General features: G+C 53.6%; 17 protein-coding genes. 10 read left to right on the top strand and 7 right to left on the bottom strand.

The features are described from left to right. Positions 1-87: 87 nt before the first annotated feature. Entirely contained in the window at positions 88-759 is a 672-nt protein-coding gene (locus tag HWI92_RS06475) for a DUF6766 family protein (protein WP_204661769.1), read from the bottom strand. Between the two features lie 95 nt (positions 760-854). Beyond that, positions 855-1,397 (bottom strand): RidA family protein, encoded by a 543-nt coding sequence (locus tag HWI92_RS06470; RefSeq protein ID WP_204661767.1) that lies wholly within the window; start codon positions 1,395-1,397, stop codon positions 855-857. Positions 1,398-1,499: 102 nt separating this feature from the next. On the opposite strand from HWI92_RS06470, the gene rbsK reads away from it, so the two are divergent. The 3 genes from rbsK (at position 1,500) to HWI92_RS06455 (ending at position 3,951) form a co-directional block, all read left to right on the top strand. Further along, the gene (gene rbsK / locus HWI92_RS06465; protein ID WP_310589519.1) at positions 1,500-2,399 is read left to right on the top strand and encodes a ribokinase; all 900 of its coding nucleotides are present in this window, start codon (positions 1,500-1,502) and stop codon (positions 2,397-2,399) included. 46 nt (positions 2,400-2,445) lie between these two features. Further along, positions 2,446-3,447 carry a nucleoside hydrolase gene (locus HWI92_RS06460; protein ID WP_229249001.1) on the top strand — a complete coding sequence of 334 codons (1,002 nt, stop codon included), beginning with the start codon at positions 2,446-2,448 and terminating at the stop codon, positions 3,445-3,447. Between the two features lie 96 nt (positions 3,448-3,543). Next, positions 3,544-3,951: a hypothetical protein gene (locus tag HWI92_RS06455; RefSeq protein WP_204661765.1), complete on the top strand. Its 408-nt coding sequence runs from the start codon at positions 3,544-3,546 to the stop codon at positions 3,949-3,951. Between the two features lie 51 nt (positions 3,952-4,002). Here HWI92_RS06455 and HWI92_RS06450 read toward each other — a convergent pair whose 3' ends face one another. Next, positions 4,003-5,139: an aldo/keto reductase gene (locus HWI92_RS06450; protein ID WP_204661763.1), complete on the bottom strand. Its 1,137-nt coding sequence runs from the start codon at positions 5,137-5,139 to the stop codon at positions 4,003-4,005. Positions 5,140-5,160: 21 nt separating this feature from the next. After that, positions 5,161-6,108: an aldo/keto reductase gene (locus HWI92_RS06445; RefSeq protein WP_204661761.1), complete on the bottom strand. Its 948-nt coding sequence runs from the start codon at positions 6,106-6,108 to the stop codon at positions 5,161-5,163. A gap of 228 nt (positions 6,109-6,336) precedes the next feature. On the opposite strand from HWI92_RS06445, the gene HWI92_RS06440 reads away from it, so the two are divergent. From HWI92_RS06440 to HWI92_RS06420, 5 genes are all read left to right on the top strand, one after another. Beyond that, complete coding sequence (locus tag HWI92_RS06440; protein WP_204661759.1) at positions 6,337-6,723, top strand: DUF6841 family protein; 387 nt, start codon at positions 6,337-6,339, stop codon at positions 6,721-6,723. A gap of 131 nt (positions 6,724-6,854) precedes the next feature. Continuing rightward, positions 6,855-7,007 carry a hypothetical protein gene (locus tag HWI92_RS06435; RefSeq protein ID WP_204661757.1) on the top strand — a complete coding sequence of 51 codons (153 nt, stop codon included), beginning with the start codon at positions 6,855-6,857 and terminating at the stop codon, positions 7,005-7,007. Positions 7,008-7,047: 40 nt separating this feature from the next. Continuing rightward, on the top strand, positions 7,048-7,584 hold the full coding sequence (locus tag HWI92_RS06430; RefSeq protein WP_204661755.1) for a pyridoxamine 5'-phosphate oxidase family protein: 537 nt from the start codon (positions 7,048-7,050) through the stop codon (positions 7,582-7,584). A gap of 152 nt (positions 7,585-7,736) precedes the next feature. Next, a complete protein-coding gene (locus HWI92_RS06425) occupies positions 7,737-9,152 on the top strand; it encodes an aldehyde dehydrogenase family protein (protein WP_204661753.1) in 1,416 nt (471 codons plus the stop codon). A 41-nt stretch (positions 9,153-9,193) separates the two neighbouring features. Further along, entirely contained in the window at positions 9,194-10,000 is an 807-nt protein-coding gene (locus HWI92_RS06420) for a helix-turn-helix domain-containing protein (RefSeq protein ID WP_204661751.1), read from the top strand. Here HWI92_RS06420 and HWI92_RS06415 read toward each other — a convergent pair. Together HWI92_RS06415 and HWI92_RS06410 are read right to left on the bottom strand one after the other, a co-directional pair. Then, the gene (locus HWI92_RS06415; RefSeq protein WP_229248999.1) at positions 9,997-10,986 is read right to left on the bottom strand and encodes a YhdH/YhfP family quinone oxidoreductase; all 990 of its coding nucleotides are present in this window, start codon (positions 10,984-10,986) and stop codon (positions 9,997-9,999) included. The two genes, HWI92_RS06420 and HWI92_RS06415, sit on opposite strands and share 4 nt — an antisense overlap. Positions 10,987-11,028: 42 nt before the next feature. Further along, entirely contained in the window at positions 11,029-11,982 is a 954-nt protein-coding gene (locus tag HWI92_RS06410) for an NADP-dependent oxidoreductase (protein WP_204661747.1), read from the bottom strand. Positions 11,983-12,110: 128 nt separating this feature from the next. Between HWI92_RS06410 and HWI92_RS06405 the strand changes: the two genes are divergently transcribed. Together HWI92_RS06405 and HWI92_RS06400 are read left to right on the top strand one after the other, a co-directional pair. Beyond that, on the top strand, positions 12,111-12,953 hold the full coding sequence (locus HWI92_RS06405) for an AraC family transcriptional regulator (RefSeq protein WP_204661745.1): 843 nt from the start codon (positions 12,111-12,113) through the stop codon (positions 12,951-12,953). A gap of 114 nt (positions 12,954-13,067) precedes the next feature. After that, positions 13,068-14,876: a glycoside hydrolase family 15 protein gene (locus tag HWI92_RS06400; RefSeq protein ID WP_204661743.1), complete on the top strand. Its 1,809-nt coding sequence runs from the start codon at positions 13,068-13,070 to the stop codon at positions 14,874-14,876. 49 nt (positions 14,877-14,925) lie between these two features. Here HWI92_RS06400 and HWI92_RS06395 read toward each other — a convergent pair whose 3' ends face one another. Further along, positions 14,926-15,996: an LLM class flavin-dependent oxidoreductase gene (locus HWI92_RS06395; RefSeq protein ID WP_204661741.1), complete on the bottom strand. Its 1,071-nt coding sequence runs from the start codon at positions 15,994-15,996 to the stop codon at positions 14,926-14,928. Between the last annotated feature and the right edge of the window lie 42 nt (positions 15,997-16,038).

Raw genomic sequence — 16,038 nt, 5'->3', positions numbered from 1 at the left:
TGTGGGTCGTGCCGGCAGGTTGCCGGCTCTTTTTAAAGGTAAAAACTAGACTGTCACAGGGTAACGAGCGTGTGTGTATGCAGGAACTTACTTTCCTGTTTCAGTATCGGGTGCATCCACCGGCTTGGATTCGGGTGATCCTTTTTGCCGCAGGAAAATAGTAAAAACTACAATGCAGGCAATGGACAGGAATTCACTTTGCCAGTTCTGGAACGTCTCAAACCAGAACGTAGGTTTCAGCAGGTACTGTGCAATGCTGTCTTCGGGCAGGCTGTTGAGCCTGTTTTCCTGATTATGATCCAGCCAGCTGCCCCGCAGGTGCAGTGACCAACTTACGAGAAAAAGGAGTAAGAACACCAGGGAAAGTGAGTTTTCATATAATTTGAGCACCCAGCCACCTTTGTTGACGGGCCAGGGCGCATCCTTGCCCGGGGTAGGCTCCCGGTCTACTTCTTCGGGCTCGTCCAGCGACTTCGACTCTGCCGAGCCTTGCTGACGAAGGTTGATCGTCAGGAGTACGTATACACTCATCTGCAGGAACTCACTTTCAAAATTCTCAAAAGTTGCGGAGATAAAGTGACCGCTCCGGAGGTAATCTGTAAAGGTAAGCGGGCCTGCATTCAGCAGCTGAAGTTCCTCATTGTGTTCGGCCCAGCCGGTAACTGCCTGGGCTCCCATGGTAAGTATAAAAAGCGTAATAAATAGCAGGCTTAATCCATTTCGGTAAAAAAAACTGTGGCGGGGTTGTGTACTGGTCATGGTGCTGGTTGATTGTGCTGAACCTAAAATCGTCCCGCTGAGCTACAAACGGGACGATTAAACGTTGCATCAGAAAATGTGTGCCAGCAACAAAGCTACTCGGCCACTTCCACAATCATTTCGATTTCCACGGCTATGCCTGAGGGCAAGGAAGCTACCCCGAAAGCCGACCGTGCGTGCTTGCCGGCATCGCCGAATACCTCTACCATAAAGTCTGTAAAGCCATTGATCACCTGCGGCTGCTGGGTGAGGGTAGGCGTCGCATTCACCAGGCCGAGCACCTTTACAATGCGTTTCACCTTATTCAGGTCGCCAATTTCTTCTTTCAGGGATGCCAGCAAAGCAATCCCGCAGAGCCGGGCAGCTTCCTTGCCCTGCTCAACTGTCAGATTATCACCTACCTTCCCGAGGATCTGTCCGCCGCCTGGCTTGTCGGGACCGTGACCGGAGAGATAAACGAGGTTGCCTACCCGTACCGCGCGCAGCAGATTACCTTTGGAAGGATTCAGCTTCGGCAATGTCACGCCCAGTTCGGTCAGGCGTTTTTCAACATCCGCTTTCTGGGTCTGGGCTGATGCTGTAAAAGCATGGAATGCTGCCAACAGGATGAGGGCAACTTTGAGTGAGTTTTTGAGCATAGGGACATTTACTTTGGTGAAAAACTGGTCAAAAGTAATAAAATGAGGCAAACCGCCGATTTTGGATCATATTGCAGCGGGTAAATGCTAATACTGACGATCATGATTTATGTTGTAGGAAGTTCCAACACGGATATGGTAGTACGCTCGGAAAAGTTGCCGGCCCCGGGCGAAACGGTCATCGGCGAAAGTTTTCTGATGAATCCCGGCGGCAAAGGAGCCAACCAGGCCGTGGGTGCATCCCGGCTGGGTGGCCAGGTCACGTTCATCGGCAAAATTGGTGATGATTTGTTCGGGCGCGGAACGCTGGATCATTTCAGGCAGGAAGGCTTGGTTACCGACTTTGTTGTGACAGACCCTGAACTACCATCCGGCATTGCGCTGATCAATGTAAATGCCGCCGGCGAAAACTGCATTGCCGTAGCGCCGGGCGCCAACAATGCACTGATGGGACAGGAAGTGCTGGCCGGCCTCGAAAAGCTTACAGCCGGCGATATCGTACTGGTGCAGCTCGAAATTCAGCCGGAGGCAGTAGAGGCAGCTGTGAACAGGGCGCGGGAAAAGGGTGCGAAGGTAATCCTGAACCCTGCACCCGCCCGGCACCTGCCGGACAACCTCCTGCATGACCTTTTTCTGATCACGCCTAATGAAACGGAGGCTGCTTTGCTCACAGGCATGCCGGTGAGCGGCGAAGAGGACGTGCGCAGGGCAGCGCAGATGCTGCTGCAAAAAGGCGTCCGCAATGTGGTGATAACCCTCGGAAGCAGGGGAGCGCTGATCAGGACGAATGCGTATGAACGTATGATCGCTGCGCCGGAGGTTACTGCTGTCGATACAACTGCCGCAGGGGATTGCTTTAACGGAGCACTGGCTGTGGGCCTTTCCGAAAGGATGAACCTGGAAGATGCGGTCAGGTTTGCGTGCGCGGCTGCTGCCGTGAGTGTGACGCGGCCCGGAGCGCAAAGCGCAATGCCTTACAGAAAGGAAGTAGTCCGGGAATAAGACGCGCTTATATCCCCGTTGTACCGTATTTACCTAAACCTGCCCCATGAAATATGCCTCCCTTGCTCTGCCACTGCTGAGCATGATCCTGAGTTGTACCGGACACAAAGGTGAAGAAGTTGCCCGGCCCGGAAAGCCCGCCATCATCCTGGATACTGATATCGGTCCCGACTACGACGACGTAGGGGCCGTGGCAATGATGCACGCACTGGCCGACAGCGGCGAGGTAGAGCCGCTCGCCATCATTGCCAGCAATGCACAGGAGCTGGTTGTGCCGACCATTGATGTACTCAATACTTATTTCGGCCGCCCTGACCTGCCGACCGCTGCGCCAAAACGTCCCAATGCACCTCAGGCCGGGGCGAGCCAGGGATGGCCTGAGCTGCTCACCGGCAGGTACCCGCACCGGATCAGGTCGTCCACCGAGGCGCCGGATGCACTTACTGCTTACCGCCGGCTGCTCGCCGCTCAGCCCGATTCCAGCGTAACCATTGTTACCATCGGATTTCTGACCAACATGGCCAGCCTGCTGGACTCCCGGCCCGACTCGATTTCTGACCTGAATGGAAAAGAACTTATCGGGCGGAAAGTAAAACGCCTGGTCTCCATGGCAGGTGCGTTTCCGGAAGGAAGGGAATACAACGTGCTGGTAGACTCAGTCGCATCCGGAAAGGTGTTTACGCAGTGGCCTACCGAAATTATTTTCAGTGGTTTTGAAATCGGTAAAGCGGTGGTGACCGGTTTGCGGCTGACGCAGGATACGCTCAGGAACTCACCTGTGAAAGATGCATTTGCGAAAGCAATGTCCTTCTCGAAAGGCGACAGCCTGGGGCGCATGAGCTGGGACCAGACGGCCGTACTGGCCGCCGCCAGGGGAGCAGAAAGGTACTTCGGGCTGCAGCGCGGGTATTTCATTCCGAAGGGCGGCAACAATGCATGGAAAGACGACCCGAAAGGTCCGCACGCCTACCTGAAATTCAAAACACCGGTGCCGGAACTCACCCGCACGATTGAAGACCTGATGATGCATCACCCGGTGACCAAGTAACCGCAGGAGGCTAAAATGCGTACAGCGGATTGAATAAATCCTGTGTAGTGGATACATTTGTCACAATAACATTTTTCAACAAACAACCCACTACATATGAATGCGCTGGACTACCTGCGTTCTGAGATTAAATCCTACTATCCGCAGTCTGCCGAACTGACGCTCTCGCAGCGGTTTGCCAGTCACCGGCGATTCAATTTTTATTTCAGCATTGAACCGGATTGCAGATTTTTGCTCTACCTCAACTGGGATGGGGATGGAGAGGGTTTTACACTCAAATGCCTGGAATTCAATAATCATGAACTACTGAGCCGGCTCATGACCTCCTACCACGATAATGGTTTTAAAGCCTTTAACGCGGGCAAGCCTAAAACGGCCGTGTCGTTTCTCTACCGCGGCAATGACCAGCTGTATGTGCATGAGCTCAAAGGTACCCCGCACACCGACCTGCATGCCCGCGATATTTCGGCCAGCCGGCTGATGGAATGCGTTAACCCGCTGTAAAAAAGTAAAGCCTGGCCGATTGAGCCAGGCTTTACTCTTTATTAAAAAAAATTAAACTGCTTTCGGAATCGGTGCACCGGCTGCAATCAGACCGGCCGATTTGAGGTCACTCCAGAAAGCTTCCGGTAAAACCTTCGACATGGATACTGCATTGGCTACTGCCTGGGCAGCTGTACTCGCGCCGGGAATCACTGCCGCAACCACCGGGTGGGCTGTACAAAACTGCAGAGCCGCCGTGCGCAGGTCTACCTGGTGACGATCGGCAATCGCCTGGATCTTCTGGCGTCGTTCCTGCATGGGCGCGGGTACGGTCGGGCCGTAATTAAAGCGGTCGTATCCTGCGAGGAAGCCGCCATTGAGGGGCCCGCCGATTACTGCCTTTACGCCTTTTTGCTGCATAGCCGGAAAAAGTTTTTCCAGTGCATCCTGATGGTCCAGCAGGGAGTATTGAATGGCGACGAGCATGACATCAGGGTCGGAGACTTCCATTGCTTTCAGGATAGGCTGAGGCGTATTTACACCCAGGCCCCAGGCCTTGATGATGCCTTCTTCGCGCATCCGGGTCAGTGCCGGAAATGCGCCTTTGGCAGCAATATCAAACTGCTGCGTCCACTTCTCGCCCAGTTCACCGGTATCGGGCGAAAGGTCGTGCACATACACGATATCAATGGATGAAAGTCCCAGTCGCAGCAGGCTGTCTTCCACCGAGCGTCGTACCCCGTCGGCCGTGTAGTCAAACCTGTATTTGAAATTCAGGTTACCCTTAAAGAGGTTTTTCGGATTTGCCTTGAAGTTGGGATCGGCAGCAAACAGCCGCCCTACCTTCGTGGAAAGTACGTAGTCGGATCTTTTTTTATCAAACAAAAAATGCCCGAACCTGCGCTCACTCAGACCAAACCCGTAAAAAGGAGAGGTGTCGTAATGACGGATGCCCGCCGACCATGCGGCTTCAAGCGCCTCATTGATCTGTTCGTCCGTATTTTCATGCCACCCGTTCCCGGCAGCTACGCCGCCGATGCCGGCCTTCAGAGGGATTTCGGGCAGGGTCGTTTTTTTATGTTCTTCCATGCTGAATGTTGTTTGAAAATCCTGCGGCTGCTTGCTGGCAAATGCAGGAATGAATGGCGCAGCAGCAAGGGCCGTACCCGCCAGTGATGCTTTTGCCAGAAAATTTCTTCTTGTTGTCATGGGTATATGCTTAAAAAGCGGTCAGGCACTTGCCTGGTTGAGCAGCTCCAGATCCTCCGCAGTCAGTTTCAGCCCGGGTGCCTCAATGAGCGTCTGAAGCTGGGTGTCACTGGTAGCGCTTACGATGGGCGCTGCAATGAGCGGCTGGTGCAGCAGCCAGGCCAGGGCAACGGTTGCCGGCGAGCTGCCATGGCCGGATGCCACCTGGTCGAGCGCGCCTAGTACGGCCAGACCTCTGTCATTGAGGTATTGCTTAACGCCCTGCCCGCGCGGACTCTTACCGAGGTCGCTTTCGGAGCGGTACTTGCCAGTCAGAAAGCCCGATGCGAGTGACCAGTAGGGCAATACTGCCAGACCGTATTTTTCAGCAACAGGCGCATAGTCCCTCTCGTAACCCTCGCGCTCCACCAGGTTGTAATGCGGCTGCAGGGCTTTGTAAATGGGCAGGCCTTCTTTTTCGGCCAGTTCCAGGGAGCCGGTCAGGCGGGCGGGGGAGACGTTGGACGCTGCAATGTAGCGGACCTTACCCTGCTCAATCAGCTGCTGGTAGGCCCCGAGTGTTTCCTCAAGCGGCGTAACCTCGTCATCGAAGTGGGTGTAATAAAGATCGATATAATCTGTTTTCAGCCTTTTGAGCGATTCTTCGGCTGTTTTCAGGATATGTTCTTTGCTGACATTCTTCGGGAGGTTGCTGGTAGCTGAGCCGACCTTGGTAGCCACCACGATCCGGTCGCGGTTACCGCGTGCCTGCATCCAGTTCCCGATGATTGTTTCGGACTCTCCGCCCTTGTTGCCCTCCGCCCAGTGCGAGTAAGTGTCGGCGGTATCAATAAAGTTGAAACCCGCTCCGGCAAATCCGTCGAGTATGCCAAACGATTGTTGTTCATTCAGAGTCCAGCCAAAAACATTGCCGCCCAGGTTGATCGGGGCAATTCTCAGGTCTGTCTTTCCCAGTGCTGTTTTTTCCATTATGTTAAACTTGTTTGCCAATGAAATACCAGCGCCCAGCATAGCGAGTCTTTTTGGTAGAAGCTGCCTGCAGAGGCTGGTTTGAGATTCCTGCAATAAGCCTGCCATAACAACCTGTACCTTGTACACCAAACACAGCTGCCGCTATGAAGCAGCGGGTGTGCTCACGTGCAGCGTTCGCTGGCCTGATAATTTTGGTCAGGCGCGAAACACCAAATCAACCCGAAAATGAGCATCAGTAATTTGACCGTCGAAAAGTTTGTGGCTGCATACGGCGAAGCATTGAGCCGGGCCGATGTCCGGCAGATTTCCGGGTTCTGGGCAATTCCGTCCCTGGTCGTGGACGAGGCCGCTACCATCGCTGTGACCGGAAGTGAGCAGGTGGAGGACTTTTTTCAGGAAGCTGTGGCCTACTATACCCACCAGGGGATGGTCATCGCGGATGGGACGCTGGAACATTTTGAAAACCTCTCGGACTTTATAGTCAGCGCAGCCATTACCTGGAATATCAAGGATGGACAGGGTGGTGTGCTGGTGCAGGAAAAAGCACATTACCTGCTGCAGGCCGATGAAAAAGGGGAGTTGCTGATCCGGTTGTTTACCCCGCGGGTCTGACCGTATATTGTACCAAAAAGCAGGTCAGCCCCGGTCACCGTACCTCCCCCCCAGGCGGTACCGGACGCAGGGCTTCTTGCTTAATTCATGATTGATGCTGCTTTCATGGCTATGTGCGGCAGCAGCCTGCCGTGACAACAATATTACGGTACGAGATCCCGGCTGCAAAACGTGCCGGGCTGGTTGCAGATGAACAACCGGATTTGTCGACAAGCAGCATCAATAATCCGTTGAGCGGCCGTTTCAGAATTCCGGCAAATCAGGAAAATGGTTTGCTGGAATGATTCTTTCGGTGGTTTAAACAAAAAACAAAAACCACTACCCATGGACAGCATCAACAAGCAGCAGCCCGAAAAGAACTATCAGGATCTTTGGGGAAGCGAAGCAGGTGAAAAAATCAAAGCATTGACAGAAAAAGCCGATTCCTGTTTTTTCTGTACCAAAATTGAAACAAACCGACCTTTGCAGGTAAGACCTATGTCGGTACAGAAAGTAGATGAAAATGGTAACTTCTGGTTCCTGAGCTCCTCGGACAGCCATAAAAATGAGGAGATCGAAACCGACAATCATGTGCAGCTACTTTTTCAGGGATCGGCACATTCTGATTTTCTGAGCATATACGGTAAAGCGACCATCTCCCGCGATCAGGCGCTCATTGATGAGTTGTGGAACCCGATTCTGAAAACCTGGTTTACCGAGGGTAAGGACGATCCCCGGATCACGGTTATCAAGGTAGAAGTTGCAGACGGATACTATTGGGACAACAAGCACGGCAATGCTGTGGCATTTGTAAAAACCCTCGTAGGCGCTACCATCGGTCAGACCCTGGACGATTCTATCGAAGGAAAATTGAAAGTATAGCGGATTATCATCCATTCAGTTGAAGGCAGGAACACACGTTCCTGCCTTTTTTTGTTGGTACATGAACTTTTAAACAAAGTAAACTTGAACTTCTCAACAAAGTCAGTCGGGTGTGTACCTGTGATCTTTGCAGGGTCACTAACACTTGCAGAATGAGAACAATTAATCAGATTTATGTAAACGGCTCCTTTGTTACACCGCACGGTACCGAAACTTTCGACCTTGTAAATCCGTCCACAAACACGCTCATCGGGCGGGTGACACTGGGCGACGTGGAGGACACCCGGCGGGCGATTGCGGCCGCAAAAGCTGCTTTCCCCGCTTTTTCCAAAACAACCTCAGCGGAGCGGATCGCGATCCTGCAACGCCTCCACGATGCAGTAGCTGGCAGAAAGGACGAGCTCGTAGCAGCGATGGTGGAGGAATATGGAGGTACGCTGCAATTTTCCCGGATGAGCATTGACAATGCGCTGAACAGCTTTACCAGCAACATGGAGCTCCTGGAATCTTTTACGTTTGAAAAAACACTTGGCACCTCGCTCATCAGGCTTGAACCTGTGGGGGTGGTGGGGATTATCACACCCTGGAATGCCAGCACCAGCTTTATCTGCGGCAAGCTCGCCACTGCACTGGCGGCAGGATGTACCGCGGTGATCAAGCCGAGCGAAATGAGTGGCATGCAGACCCAGCTGCTGCTCGAATGCTTTCATGAGGCATCGGTACCTGCCGGGATTTTCAACGTCGTCAATGGACTGGGTACCGTGGTAGGCGCAGAAATTACCCGGCACCCCGACATAGCCAAGATCTCATTTACAGGCTCGACTGCCGTAGGCAAAACGATTGCGCGAGATGCAGTGGCAACCATGAAAAGAGTTACGCTGGAACTCGGCGGAAAGTCTCCTAACATATTGCTGGACGATGCCGACCTTGCTACCGCAGTACCCATGGCTGTGATGGCCGCATTCATGAACAGCGGGCAGGCCTGCATTGCCGGCACACGCCTGCTCGTACCCGAAAGCCGTGCCGACGAGGTAAATGCTTTGCTCAAACAGGTGGTAGGTGCTACCCAAGTCGGGCGGCCGGAAGACCCGGATACACAGGTAGGGCCGATGGTGAGCAAAAAGCAGTATGAACGCGTACAGGGGTACATTCAGCTCGGGCTGGATGAGGGTGCCCAGCTGATGGCGGGAGGAACCGGCCAGCCTGAGGGGTTAGAGGATGGTAACTTCGTAAAACCAACCGTTTTTACCGGCGTCACCAATGATATGCGCATTGCCCGGGAGGAAATCTTCGGGCCGGTACTGTCCGTTATCACCTACCGGACGGATGAAGAGGCGATCACAATTGCCAATGATACGGATTATGGCCTGCACGCTTACGTGAGCTCGTCGGATCCGGAACGTGCGCGCCGGGTGGCCTCGAAAATCCAGGCAGGCCGGGTGGCGATCAATGGACTGAGGCATGATCCGATGGCGCCCTTTGGCGGGTTCAAGCAATCGGGTATCGGGCGGGAGTACGGGGTATATGGTCTGGAAGCCTACCTGGAACCGAAAGCGCTGATCGGATAGTTATGCTGGAAACGTCCGGTTTTTGGTTGAAGAAAATGGCAATGAATACACCCGAAAGGCTGCATCCCCTTCAATATGCCTGCTACCATGCCAGGAGCAGGGCAGGGGAACAGTTTATTCCCGACCATGCGATCGGGCTGGTGATCTCGGGAAGTTTTGTGGTAAATGATGGTTTGGAAACGCAGGTTTTTCGGGAAGGCGAGCTGTACTTCTGCCGCCGCAACCATCTCTCCAAGTACGACAAGCGCCCGCCCGAAAATGGTGAATTCCGCTCGGTAGCAGTGTTTTTTACCGAAGAAATGCTGCGCAGGTACAGCCTGGAACTCGGGTACCAGCCTGCTGGTCACAGCAATGCCGGAACTTTCACGCGGCTGCCGTCGCCGTCGGTCCTGGGCAACTACATGGCCTCGCTCCGGGCGTATGAAGGTCTGCTGAGCCAGCCGGGTACTTCGGAGCTGCTGGCATTGAAGCAGAAGGAAGCACTGCTGCTCCTTCTGCAGGCTGCGCCGGAACTCAAAAATGTACTCTTTGACTTCTCGGATCCTGGAAAGATAGACCTTGAAGCATTTATGAACAAGCATTACCAGTTCAATGTGGAGCTGAAACGGTTTGCCTATCTCACGGGCCGCAGCCTGTCAACCTTCAAGCGCGATTTTGAAAAAATATTCCACCAGACCCCCGGCCGCTGGCTACTGCACAAGCGCCTGGAAGAAGCCCACTATATGATCAGGGAACAGCACAGGTCCGCGTCCGATGTTTACCTGGATGTTGGTTTTGAAGATTTGTCCCACTTTTCATTTGCATTCAAAAAGCAGTTCGGAGTCGCCCCGTCGGTAGCAGCTGACTAGTCGGGAAGCCTGATGATCACCCTCCCGGTCATTTTCCCATGCAGGATCTTTTCGATGGCAGCGGGCAGCTCAGCGAGGGTGATTTCCTCAGCCATAGTGCCCAGCATCTCAGGCTTCCAGGGACCAGCCAATGCTTCCCAGACGCTCAGGCGCTTAGGCATGGGAGCTTCCACAGAGTCAATACCGGCCAGGTGCACGCCCTTTAATATGAATGGAAAAACGGTAACCGGCAGTGTGCCTCCTCCCACCATTCCGCAGGCGGTGGCAATACCGCCATATTGGAGCGATTTCAGGATGGTAGCCAGCACGTTGCCGCCCACTGTATCGACGGCAGCTGCAAAGCGCGGTTTGAGCAATGCCTTTCCGGAAGTATCCTCCATTTCGGTTCTCGTGATCGTCTCCGAAGCACCGAGCCTGGTGAGCAGGTCTCCGTCTTTTCCTGTAATGGCGCTTACCTGGTACCTGAGTTTGGCCAGGATCGCCACCGACATACTTCCGACTCCGCCGGTAGCGCCGCTTACGGCAATGCGGCCCTGGCCGGGTGTCACCCCGTGGCGCAGGATGGCATCTACCGACAACCCTGCCGTGAAGCCGGCCGTGCCGAAGATCATACTTTCGCGCAGGGAAAGTCCGGCAGGAAGCATCACCACCCAGGAGGCCGGTACGCGTACATATTGCGCAAATCCGCCGCGGGTGTTCATCCCCAGGTCAAACCCGGTGACCAGCACCTGGTCACCGGGTTTCCATTCGTGAGCGGCAGACTCCACCACAATCCCGGCTGCATCAATGCCCGGCGTGTGCGGGAAAGTACGCGTGACGCCCCGGTTGCCACTGGCAGATAGCGCATCCTTGTAGTTGAGCGATGAGTAATGCACGCGGATCAGCACTTCGCCCGCAGGAAGCTGATCAAGCGTCTTGTCTACAACTGCCAGGCTGTATTTTCCATCGGACTCACTTACCTCCAGTGCCCTGAATGTATCTGCCATGTTCATGTGCGGTTATAATGGATGCAAAATGTATGTTGTTAATCAGGAATCGCTCCCTGTCTTGGTCAGCACGATTTTACCCTTGGTTTTGCCACTTTCCTGCTGCCGGTGTGCTTCACGCATCTGTGAAAAATCATACAGGTTTACAAAAGGCTTAATGGTACCATCTGCCAGCAGTCTGGCCAGTTCGTCCATGTGGCTGCCGTCGGATTCCACTAGAAAAAAGAAGGCGCGGATGCCCTTTTTCTCAGCTTCCGCAACGGCCTCGGCCTGCACGGAAGTGGGGGTACTGATGAGCGTTCCGCTGGGTTTGAGCACTTCGAGGGAGCGTACAATGTTGTCGCCGCCGATGGTGTCCAGTACAAAGTCGGCATCGGAAACAAGCTCTTCAAACCGTTGCGACTTGTAGTCGATATGTTCATCTGCACCGATCTCCAACACGTAATCGCGGTTTTCTGCGGATGAAGTGCCAATTACGTAAGCCCCGATGTGCTTGGCAAGCTGTACCGTAAAATGTCCGACCCCGCCGGCGGCGGCATGCACGAGGATCTTATCGCCTTTGTGTAGCGGGCCTTTCAGGATGAGGGCCTGGTAGGCGGTCAGTGCAGCCAGTGTGGTGGCGGCAGCTTCCGCGTGGGTGATACCGGCAGGTTTCAGGGCGAGGTGCGAGGCAGGTGCAGCCACAAATTCGGCATATCCGCGGCCGTGACCGGGAAAGTTGACCATGCCGAAAACATCGTCGCCCTCTTTAAACTTCGTTACGTCAGCACCTGTTTTGACAACCGTACCGCTGATATCCCAGCCGAGGATTATGGGAAACTGATCTTTGAGCCGGCCCGCCATGCCTTTTCCGGCCCGGGTTTTGGCATCCACGGGGTTAATGCTCCACGCTTTTACTTCAATGAGGACTTCTCCGGCTGCGGGCTCCGGTACAGGTACTTCGGTATAAATCAGCTGACCGGCGTCGCCGAAGTCGTTTAAAATGATCGCTTGCATAGGATTTTGAGCTTTTGTATTGACTTTATTTCGTTTTTTGTTGTTGCAAAATTGCAGAGAACCGCTGTCCCGTCTGCTGTAACTTTCGGGGTATAACAGGTAAATTTCCAGGTTTAAAATCAAGCAACATGTTTACCGAAAATGCAGTACTGCCTTTTGACATCAGCATAGAGGAACTCTCAGTCTGGAATAAAAGACCGCACCAGCACACCTTCTTTGAGCTTGTTTATGTAGAAAAAGGCGAGGGAATGCAATGTATCAACAAAAACATGCTGCCTTATGGCCCCGGTGCGATTTTTCTGCTGCCTCCCTATGACTGCCACAGTTTTGAGATCCGCGCTAAAAGCTCGTTTGTGTTTATCCGTTTCAAGGCATTGTTTTTCGGAAAAAATGCATGGAACCGCACCGATTACAGCGATTGGTTCACCAACCTGCACTACATCCTCAGCAGCTATAACCGGCAGCCCGGTGACATCCTGGCGTCGTCCACCGATAAAATGCTGGCTGTGAGCCTGATTCATAGTATCCGGCACGAGTTTATGCAAAACGAAGATGACTCCGAGCCGATCATCCGCACCAATATGGTGGCGCTGATGAACCTGATCGTCCGGAACTTTGAACGTACTTTCCGCCAGTCGCACCAGGGCGGCGACCGGCAGCCGGGCGATATGCTGCATTACATTCAGTACAACCTGTTTGACAATGAAAAGCTGCGTATAGATGCACTCGCGGAACGGTTCAATCTTTCTGCCAACTATGTCAGCGAGTACTTCAAGAAGAAAACCGGGGAGAGCCTGAAAGAATATATCCTGCGTGCAAGGGTCAATGTAGCGCAGAGCCGTATGCAGCATTCAGGACAAAGTATCAAGGAGATAGCCTGGGAGCTCGGATTTACCGATGCCAGTCACCTGTCCAAAGTCATCAAGAAATACGATCCCGCTCAGCAGGCATGTACCGCCACGACCTGGTAGCCTGCCGGCATAGCGGAACATGCCTTTGAGATACCGGATGTGCGGGTACGGGGTAGAATGCTGGCGTGATAATTTAGGGCAGCACTTTATTGTAGTTGTACCAAAATTGAACTAATGCAGTCACAAGCGGGATACCAGCGGATTGAAGATTATGGAATTATCGGCAACATGAAGACCGTTGCCCTGGTCAGTATGAATGGTTCAATCGACTTTATGTCGTTCCCAACTTTCGACTCACCCACTGTATTTGCCAGCTTGCTCGATCACCAGCGCGGGGGCAGTTTTTCGGTAGCCCCGATGATCAGCGATTTTACCACCAGCCAGCTTTACCTGCCGGGAACTGCAGTATTGCTCACCCGTTTTTTTTCTGAGGACGGGATTGTAGAAGTAACGGATTACATGCCTGTGAAAAACGGACATGCCATCAAATCCAATGCGATTGTACGCGAGATCAAAAGTGTGCGGGGCAACATCCGGTACCAGGTTCGCTGCGCACCTGCGTTCGACTATGGTACCGTCGGACATAGCTGCAAGCTGGAAGACAACGAGCTGACCTTCCGGTCGGATACGGCCGAACCTACGCTGCTGCGCCTCCTGGCCGACGTGCCGCTGGAAGTGCGTGAAAATGCAGGATATGCTGAGTTTACAGTAAAGCAATCCGAAACCGCCTACCTCGTACTGGAATGTGGTTACGATAAAATTGAAGAATCCAATCCCATTGATTTTTACAAGTTACATACCTACAAGGACACCATCGATTTCTGGCGGGGATGGAGCACACAATCGACCTACAAGGGACGCTGGAAGGAAGCTGTAAACCGGTCGGCGATCACGCTCAAACTTCTGACATCTTCGGAGCAGGGCTCCATGGTGGCTGCGGCTACGTTCAGCCTGCCGGAGACGATTGGCGGCGGGCGCAACTGGGACTATCGCTTTACCTGGATCCGGGATGCGGCTTTCACGATGTATGCATTTCTCCGGCTGGGATATACAGACGAAGCTACTGCATTCCTGCAATGGATCCACGACCGCAGCGAGGAGGATAAGCTTTACCTGATGTATTCGATTGATGGTAAGCATGATCTGGACGAACGTGAGCTGGACCACCTCGAAGGCTACAAACAATCGAAGCCTGTGCGGGTGGGCAATGCAGCCCGGGATCAGCTGCAGATAGATATTTACGGCGAGCTGATTGATACGGTTTACATCTACAACAAGCAGCACACAGCCATTACCTATGAGTTCTGGGAGACCATCGTGAAGCAGGTTGAATGTGTGAAGGAGGTATGGAACCAGGCGGATCACGGTATCTGGGAAATCAGGAACATCAAAAAAGAATTTCTGCACAGCAGGCTCATGTGCTGGGTAGCCATGGACCGGGCAATCAAGATTGCCGAGTTCAGGTCGTTTCCATATCCGCAGGCCGAGTGGCAGCAGCTGCGTGACCAGATTTACCTCGACATTTACCATAACTTCTGGAATGAAGAGGTAGGTGCATGGGTACAGTACCGGGGTGCCGATAAGGTGGACGCCAGTGTGCTGCTGATGTCACTCATGCATTTCATATCTCCGCTGGAACCACGCTGGCTCTCTACGATGAAGGTTGTGGAAAAGCAGCTCGGGCTCGACGTACTCCTGTACCGTTACCGGAATGGCGACGACCAGTTTGACGGACTTGGAGGGGAGGAGGGCACATTCAACATGTGTTCGTTCTGGTATATCGAGTCGCTTGCCAAAAGCGGGGAAGTGGCCAAAGCGCTGGATAGTTTTGAAAAAATGAACGGATATGCCAATCACCTGGGTCTTTTCAGTGAGCAGATCAGCCACAAGGCTGAGCACCTCGGCAACTTTCCACAGGCATTTACCCACCTGGCCCTGATCAGCGCAGCGCTCGAACTCGACAAGCAGCTCGACCGGCATTAGGAGGGTCGTGGGCTGATCCACCAGCAGGCATAACGCTGCAACTGGCGGGCTATCCTTTATCTTCCGGGCCCACTTTTGTTTCGCCAGACAATGCCAATGCTTTGCGCACGGCCGGTGCTACGATGGTTCCAAACAGTTCAATGGCTTTCAGGTTCTTCTCATGCGGAAGATCCTGGCCATTGACCATCTGCGCCAGGTAGCGCGTATTGCCGAACAACTCATGGAAATGCAGGATTTTTTCCGTGACTTCTGCCGGGCTACCGACGGTGAGCGGACCGTATGTGCGGCTATATTCGTACTGATCACGGGTCAGGCGCGACCAGCCACGTTCCCGGCCTACGCGGTTCATCAGCAGTTGATAAGGCGGATAAAATTCGTCAGCTGCCTGCTGCGACGTTTCTGCAACGTAAAAGTGGGTATTGATACCCAGCTGTAATCCGGAAACATCATGCCCCGCCTCCCGGGCCGACCGGCGAAAAATATCGGAGAACGACACAAACCTATCGGGCGGCCCGCCGAGTATGGCCAGGGTCATGGGCAGGTTGAGCTTGCCTGCGCGTGCTGCGGAGGCAGGTGTCCCGCCTACACCAATCCAGATCGGCAGCTCGGACTGGTAGGGCCGCGGGTACACACCCAGGTTATTGATCGGCGCGCGGTGGCGTCCTTTCCAGGTTACTTTTTCATTTTTGTTGATCTCTAAAAGCAAGTTGAGCTTTTCGCTGAACAGTGCATTGTAATCGTCCAGTTCGTACCCGAACAGCGGGAACGATTCAATGAACGATCCTCTTCCCGCCAGGATCTCTGCCCGGCCACCGGATATGAGGTCGAGTGTGGCGAAATTCTGGAAAGTGCGGACGGGATCGGCCGAGCTAAGCACGGTCACGGCACTGGAAAGCCGGATATTTTTGGTCATGGCGGCCGCCGCGGCAAGCACCACCTCCGGTGCCGAAATAAGGAAATCGGGCCGGTGATGTTCGCCAACCGCATACACGTCCAGCCCTACTTCATCGGCCAACTTGATTTCTTCCAGAAGCTGCTGCATCCGGGTATGTGCATTCACTGCCTTGCCGGGCAGGCCGTCGGGCGTAATTTCTGCAAATGAACTGATCCCAAGTTCCATCTGATCGTCGTTTTTTAAGCCTGCATAACATCCACCAGGGCA

Origin of the sequence: Dyadobacter sandarakinus, assembly GCF_016894445.1 — a bacterium.
Taxonomy (GTDB): domain Bacteria; phylum Bacteroidota; class Bacteroidia; order Cytophagales; family Spirosomataceae; genus Dyadobacter; species Dyadobacter sandarakinus.
This window is presented reverse-complemented; position numbering and strand designations above follow the sequence as displayed.

Excerpts from the sequence above, each read along its gene's own strand:
- HWI92_RS06475 (WP_204661769.1), bottom strand. The coding sequence starts at position 759 with ATGACCAGTACACAACCCCGCCACAGTTTTTTTTACCGAAATGGATTA.
- HWI92_RS06470 (WP_204661767.1), bottom strand. The coding sequence starts at position 1,397 with ATGCTCAAAAACTCACTCAAAGTTGCCCTCATCCTGTTGGCAGCATTC.
- rbsK (WP_310589519.1), top strand. The coding sequence starts at position 1,500 with ATGATTTATGTTGTAGGAAGTTCCAACACGGATATGGTAGTACGCTCG.
- HWI92_RS06460 (WP_229249001.1), top strand. The coding sequence starts at position 2,446 with ATGAAATATGCCTCCCTTGCTCTGCCACTGCTGAGCATGATCCTGAGT.
- HWI92_RS06455 (WP_204661765.1), top strand. The coding sequence starts at position 3,544 with ATGAATGCGCTGGACTACCTGCGTTCTGAGATTAAATCCTACTATCCG.
- HWI92_RS06450 (WP_204661763.1), bottom strand. The coding sequence starts at position 5,139 with ATGACAACAAGAAGAAATTTTCTGGCAAAAGCATCACTGGCGGGTACG.
- HWI92_RS06445 (WP_204661761.1), bottom strand. The coding sequence starts at position 6,108 with ATGGAAAAAACAGCACTGGGAAAGACAGACCTGAGAATTGCCCCGATC.
- HWI92_RS06440 (WP_204661759.1), top strand. The coding sequence starts at position 6,337 with ATGAGCATCAGTAATTTGACCGTCGAAAAGTTTGTGGCTGCATACGGC.
- HWI92_RS06430 (WP_204661755.1), top strand. The coding sequence starts at position 7,048 with ATGGACAGCATCAACAAGCAGCAGCCCGAAAAGAACTATCAGGATCTT.
- HWI92_RS06425 (WP_204661753.1), top strand. The coding sequence starts at position 7,737 with ATGAGAACAATTAATCAGATTTATGTAAACGGCTCCTTTGTTACACCG.
- HWI92_RS06420 (WP_204661751.1), top strand. The coding sequence starts at position 9,194 with ATGAATACACCCGAAAGGCTGCATCCCCTTCAATATGCCTGCTACCAT.
- HWI92_RS06415 (WP_229248999.1), bottom strand. The coding sequence starts at position 10,986 with ATGGCAGATACATTCAGGGCACTGGAGGTAAGTGAGTCCGATGGAAAA.
- HWI92_RS06410 (WP_204661747.1), bottom strand. The coding sequence starts at position 11,982 with ATGCAAGCGATCATTTTAAACGACTTCGGCGACGCCGGTCAGCTGATT.
- HWI92_RS06405 (WP_204661745.1), top strand. The coding sequence starts at position 12,111 with ATGTTTACCGAAAATGCAGTACTGCCTTTTGACATCAGCATAGAGGAA.
- HWI92_RS06400 (WP_204661743.1), top strand. The coding sequence starts at position 13,068 with ATGCAGTCACAAGCGGGATACCAGCGGATTGAAGATTATGGAATTATC.
- HWI92_RS06395 (WP_204661741.1), bottom strand. The coding sequence starts at position 15,996 with ATGGAACTTGGGATCAGTTCATTTGCAGAAATTACGCCCGACGGCCTG.